Here is a 4,809-nt window from a genome sequence, read left to right on the forward strand (position 1 = left end):
ATAAAAACACCCCAAAAGTTAGATTTTTTTCTGTCTAACTTTTGGGGTGCAGTTCATCTTTTTCTTATTTCTTTTTCCGATTTAATACGGCATTGAGTACAATGGCAAGTAGGCTGGCTACGACGATTCCGTTTGAGAAGAACATTTGGAAGGCTGTCGGCATGCTGACAAAGAGATTACTGTTATTGAGTCCGACACCTGCAGCGATTGATACAGCTGCGATAAGGAAGTTGTGTTCATTGTTAGCAAAGTCAACGCGGGCGAGGATTTGCATCCCTTGAAGGGAAACAAAACCAAACATCACCAGCATGGCACCTCCAAGAACAGGGCTCGGAATGATTTGGGCGAGGGCACCAAACTTAGGAAGGAGTCCAAGGAGAACTAAGAAACCAGCCGCGTAGTAGATTGGCAGACGAGTCTTGATACCTGATAATTTAACCAAACCAACGTTTTGTGAAAATCCTGTGTAAGGGAAGGTGTTAAAGATTCCTCCGAGAAGGACAGCTAAACCTTCTGCGCGGTAACCGTTACGCAGGCGCGTGCTGTCGATTGGGTCATTGGTAATATCAGACAAGGCCAGGTAAACACCAGTGGATTCAACCATAGACACCGTTGCAATGATACACATCATGACAATAGAAGAGATTTCAAAGGTTGGCATTCCAAAGTAGAGTGGAGTTGGGACATGGACAAGCGGTGCTGCTGCAACAGGGGAGAAATCAACCAAGCCCATGGTAGCAGCAATGGCAGTTCCAACAACCAGACCAATCAAAATAGAGATAGACTTGATAAATCCTTTGGTAAAGATGTTGATTAAGAGGATGATCAGAACAGTGATAGCTGCAAGCAAGAGACTTTGACCAGTTGGCTCTGGGACATTATTTCCCATATTTCCAATAGCGACAGGAATCAAGGTTAAACCAATCGTGGTAATGACAGAGCCTGTTACGATAGATGGGAAGAGATTGGCCACTTTTGAGAAGATGCCTGAAATCAGAACTACATAAATCCCTGAAACGATAAGGGCACCAAACATAGCACCGCTACCGTGGCTTTGCCCAATCATAATTAAAGGAGCGACGGATTGGAAGGCAACTCCGAGAACGACGGGTAGTCCAATTCCAAAGTATTTATTGAGTTGGAGTTGGAGGAAGGTGGCCACCCCACACATGAAGATATCTGTGGAGATTAGGTAGGTCAACTGCTCAGCTGAATAGCCAAGAGCTGTCGCAATCATGATAGGAACTAGGATAGAACCTGAGTACATGGCTAGTAAGTGCTGTAAGCCAAGAACGGCTGCTTGCGAGTGTTTTTCTTGTTTTTGCATTAGAGATCTGCCTCCTTAAATACGACTTGACCATTTTCGAAACGATCCAAGCGAGCGAGCGATAGTACAGGGTAGCCTGCTTTTTCAAGTAAATCACGACCATCTTGGAAGGATTTTTCAATCACGATACCAATCGCTTCAACTTTTGCTCCGGCCTGTTCGATGATTTGAATCAAGCCTTTGGCAGCTTGTCCATTGGCTAGGAAATCATCGATAATCAAGACCTTGTCCTCTGGTGAGAGGAATTTTCCAGCGATGGAAACCGTGCTCGTCACCTGCTTGGTAAAGGAGTAAACCTCAGCAGTTAAGATGCCTTCGTTCATGGTGATGTTTTTAGCTTTTTTGGCGAAAATCATGGGAATGTTTAGGGCTTCAGCTGTAAAAACGGCTGGGGCAATACCTGACGCTTCAATAGTCACGACCTTGGTAATGCCAGCAGAAGAAAATTTTTCCGCAAATACCTTACCGATCTCTCGCATCAAGCTAAAATCAACTTGGTGGGTTAAAAAGGAATCCACCTTAAGGATGTTGTCACCCAAGATATGCCCATCCTGAAGGATGCGCTCTTCTAATAATTTCATAAGACCTCCTAAAGTCTAAAAGATGCTTCATTTACTTGTTTAGAGTTTCTAGCAAGAAATAGAAAAAGAACCTACTTAATCCCCTAAGTAAGTCCCCAAAATAGGCATGGTCAAAACCATACCTTCAGCTGACATACTCATTGTTAGGTGTTCCGGCACCTTGTAGAAACGTCGTGCCAATTCACGACATAAACAAGTAAAATGATATTCAATTTTAAATAGGCTGCTGCCAATGTTTTTATTTTACACCAATTAGCTTTATAAATCAAATGTTTTGTTAGTAAATAGATCATAAAAGCGAACGAATAAAAGGCTGCAACGCTAGAAAGTATTGTAGCCTTTTATTCTTCTATTCGCTAAATCTTAAAAAATAGCCATCAGGATCTAAAATCGCAAATTCATGAGGGTGAATAAAGCTATCTCCCACTCGAAATTCTCTTTTGGTCAGCGGACGATGGATAGGATAGTCAGCTTCCAGCAGTTTTTGGTGGAGCTGAGGGACATCTTCAATGCCAAAGGAAATATTGACACCGCGCCCGAAAGGATAGGTCAGTTGGGCTAATTCTTCTGTGCTGCCTTCTTCTAGCATAAGTTGGCAGTCTTCAAGCGAGAGGAAGAGAAATTTCTCCTCTAGACGCTCGTATTCGATTCTAAAACCGAGTAAGTCGCAGTAGAAGTGGCGTGACTTTTCGAGGTCAGATACTACAAATTCAGGAATGACAGCTTGATAGTCCATTAGCTTTCTCCTTAGAGTTCAATTTCCAATACAATCGGCGTATGGTCTTGACGCGCACCCGAGTCAATCATGTCAGACTTGGTCACCTTGTCAGCCACGCGGTTGCTAGTGAGCCAGTAGTCGATTCTCCAGCCTGTATTGTTGATTTTAGAAGTCTTGCTGCGTTGCGCCCACCAAGTGTAACGTTCTGGGACATCGCCGTGAATGTGGCGGAAGGTGTCGGTAAATCCAGTTGCCAAAAGGTTGGTAAAACCATCACGTTCCTCGTCTGTAAATCCAGGTGAACGGCGATTGCTAGCAGGATTTGCAAGGTCGATTTCCTTGTGAGCTACGTTGTAGTCTCCAGTCGCAAGGACTGGTTTTTCTTTGTCTAGTTGCGCCAAATACTCAGCGTATTTGACATCCCAGACTTGGCGTTCTTCCAAGCGTTTGAGGCCATCGCCAGCGTTTGGAGTGTAAACTTGGGTCACGAAAAATGTGTCAAATTCCAAGGTGATAATGCGGCCTTCCAAGTCCATGGTAGAAGGGGCACCGATTTCTGGGAAGCTGATCGTTGGTGTGAGTTCTTTCTTATAAAGGAACATGGTTCCAGCATAGCCTTTGCGAGCAGGTTCTTGAGAGGAACGCCAAGTGTTTTCATAGCTTGGGAAGAATTCTTCTAAAATTTCCAAGTGTTTTTTTGTAGGGCCCTTGGCAGAAAGCTTGGTTTCCTGGATAGCGATAATATCAGCATTTTCGGCTACCAAGGTTTGTAGGACTTCTTGGGACAATTTTGCACGAGCTGAGTCGCTCGTTAGAGCTGCATTGAGGGAATCAATGTTCCATGAGATTAGTTTCATAAAGTTACCTTTTTCATTCAGATTATAGACTATATTATACCAAAAAAGGGCGTATTTCCCCAACGTATGGTTTGAAAAATCCCCCTCTTTCGTTTATAATTAAGAATGATTTTATGAAAGGGAGTGAAAATACATGAAATTCTATTCTTATGACTATGTACTCAGCCAAATCGGTCAGCAAAATGGCATCATGATTGGTTTAGGGATTGTCCTATTAGCTGTGACAGGATTTTTAGCTTTCAAGGCTTATCATGATAAAAAGGGGACCAAATTTCGTGAGTTGGTCATGATTTCAGCTTTGACCTTATTAGCTCTCCTTTTAGTCAGCATCACGACTTACCAAAACAATCAAGTTTCTAATAATAAATTTCAAGCTTCACTTCATTTCATCGAGCTTGTTTCCAAAGAATTGGGAGTTGACAAGTCAGAGATCTATGTCAATACTTCCACAAACACTGATGGCGCACTTATCAAGGTAGGTGATTGCTATTATCGTGCCTTGAACGGAAGTGAGCCAGACAAGTACCTGCTAGAGAAAGTGGAATTGTATAAAACAGATGCAATTGAACTGGTGGAGGTGAACAAATGACACTCAATTATATCGAAATTTTAATCAAACTAGCCTTGGGTCTCTTTTCTCTGGTTTTCGTGATTAATGTGACCGGAAAGGGCAACCTAGCGCCTAACTCAGCGATAGATCAAATTCAGAACTATGTACTCGGGGGGATCATCGGTGGGGTGATTTACAATAGCGCTATCAGTATCCTTCAGTATGCAGTTATCCTGATTATGTGGACCATTCTGGTCTTGACTCTCAAGTGGCTTAACAACAATGTTCACTTTGTGAAACGTTTGATTGATGGGAAACCAACCCTGCTCATCAAAAATGGGAAGATTGATCCAGAAGCCTGCCGTTCGGTTGGTTTATCAGCAGCGGACGTAGCTCTTAAGCTCCGTAGTCAGGGAATTTTCCAAATGAAACAAGTCAAACGCGCTATGCAGGAGCAGAACGGTCAACTCATCGTGGTCCAAATGGGAGATGAGAATCCCAAGTATCCTGTTGTCACAGACGGTGTTATCCAAGTCGAAATTTTGGAGACCATTGGTCGGAGCGAAGAATGGCTGCTTGATAACCTCAGTAAACAAGGGTATGACAATGTAGCCAATATCTTTATCGCTGAGTATGACAAGGGTGTCGTCTCAGTCGTAACTTATGAATAAGAAAAACCTGGGGTCTTGTACTCTTCAAAAATCAAATTCAAACTGCGTCAACGTCGCCTTGCCGTACTCAAGTACAGCCTGCGGCTAGTTTCCTAGTTTGCTCTT

At 43.1% G+C, this 4,809-nt stretch carries 6 protein-coding genes and 1 riboswitch; of the genes, 2 read left to right on the plus strand and 4 right to left on the minus strand.

The genetic code is table 11. From position 1 onward, the window contains the following. Window positions 1-64: 64 nt before the first annotated feature. The 4 genes from ADI74_RS01100 to ADI74_RS01115 all read right to left on the minus strand — a co-directional run bounded on the left by ADI74_RS01100 (window position 65) and on the right by ADI74_RS01115 (window position 3,483). Window positions 65-1,327 (minus strand): nucleobase:cation symporter-2 family protein, encoded by a 1,263-nt coding sequence (locus ADI74_RS01100; RefSeq protein WP_001171650.1) that lies wholly within the window; start codon window positions 1,325-1,327, stop codon window positions 65-67. Then, window positions 1,327-1,908, minus strand: coding sequence for a xanthine phosphoribosyltransferase (locus ADI74_RS01105; protein ID WP_000770430.1), 582 nt, complete (start codon window positions 1,906-1,908; stop codon window positions 1,327-1,329). Before ADI74_RS01105 ends, ADI74_RS01100 begins: the two co-directional genes overlap by 1 nt. A 120-nt stretch (window positions 1,909-2,028) precedes the next feature. Next, a riboswitch (purine riboswitch) is annotated at window positions 2,029-2,124 on the minus strand. Window positions 2,125-2,257: 133 nt separating this feature from the next. Continuing rightward, window positions 2,258-2,644, minus strand: a complete 387-nt coding sequence (locus ADI74_RS01110; protein WP_009730501.1) for a bleomycin resistance protein — start codon at window positions 2,642-2,644, stop codon at window positions 2,258-2,260. Between the two features lie 11 nt (window positions 2,645-2,655). Next, a complete protein-coding gene (locus tag ADI74_RS01115) occupies window positions 2,656-3,483 on the minus strand; it encodes an exodeoxyribonuclease III (protein ID WP_049536501.1) in 828 nt (275 codons plus the stop codon). A gap of 133 nt (window positions 3,484-3,616) precedes the next feature. On the opposite strand from ADI74_RS01115, the gene ADI74_RS01120 reads away from it, so the two are divergent. Further along, the gene (locus tag ADI74_RS01120; protein ID WP_049536503.1) at window positions 3,617-4,072 is read left to right on the plus strand and encodes a DUF3290 family protein; all 456 of its coding nucleotides are present in this window, start codon (window positions 3,617-3,619) and stop codon (window positions 4,070-4,072) included. Beyond that, entirely contained in the window at window positions 4,069-4,704 is a 636-nt protein-coding gene (locus ADI74_RS01125) for a DUF421 domain-containing protein (protein WP_000174434.1), read from the plus strand. The genes ADI74_RS01120 and ADI74_RS01125 overlap by 4 nt, the downstream gene beginning before the upstream one ends. Window positions 4,705-4,809 lie beyond the last annotated feature (105 nt).

The organism is Streptococcus pseudopneumoniae (genome assembly GCF_001074565.1).
In the GTDB taxonomy this organism is placed as follows: domain Bacteria; phylum Bacillota; class Bacilli; order Lactobacillales; family Streptococcaceae; genus Streptococcus; species Streptococcus pseudopneumoniae_J.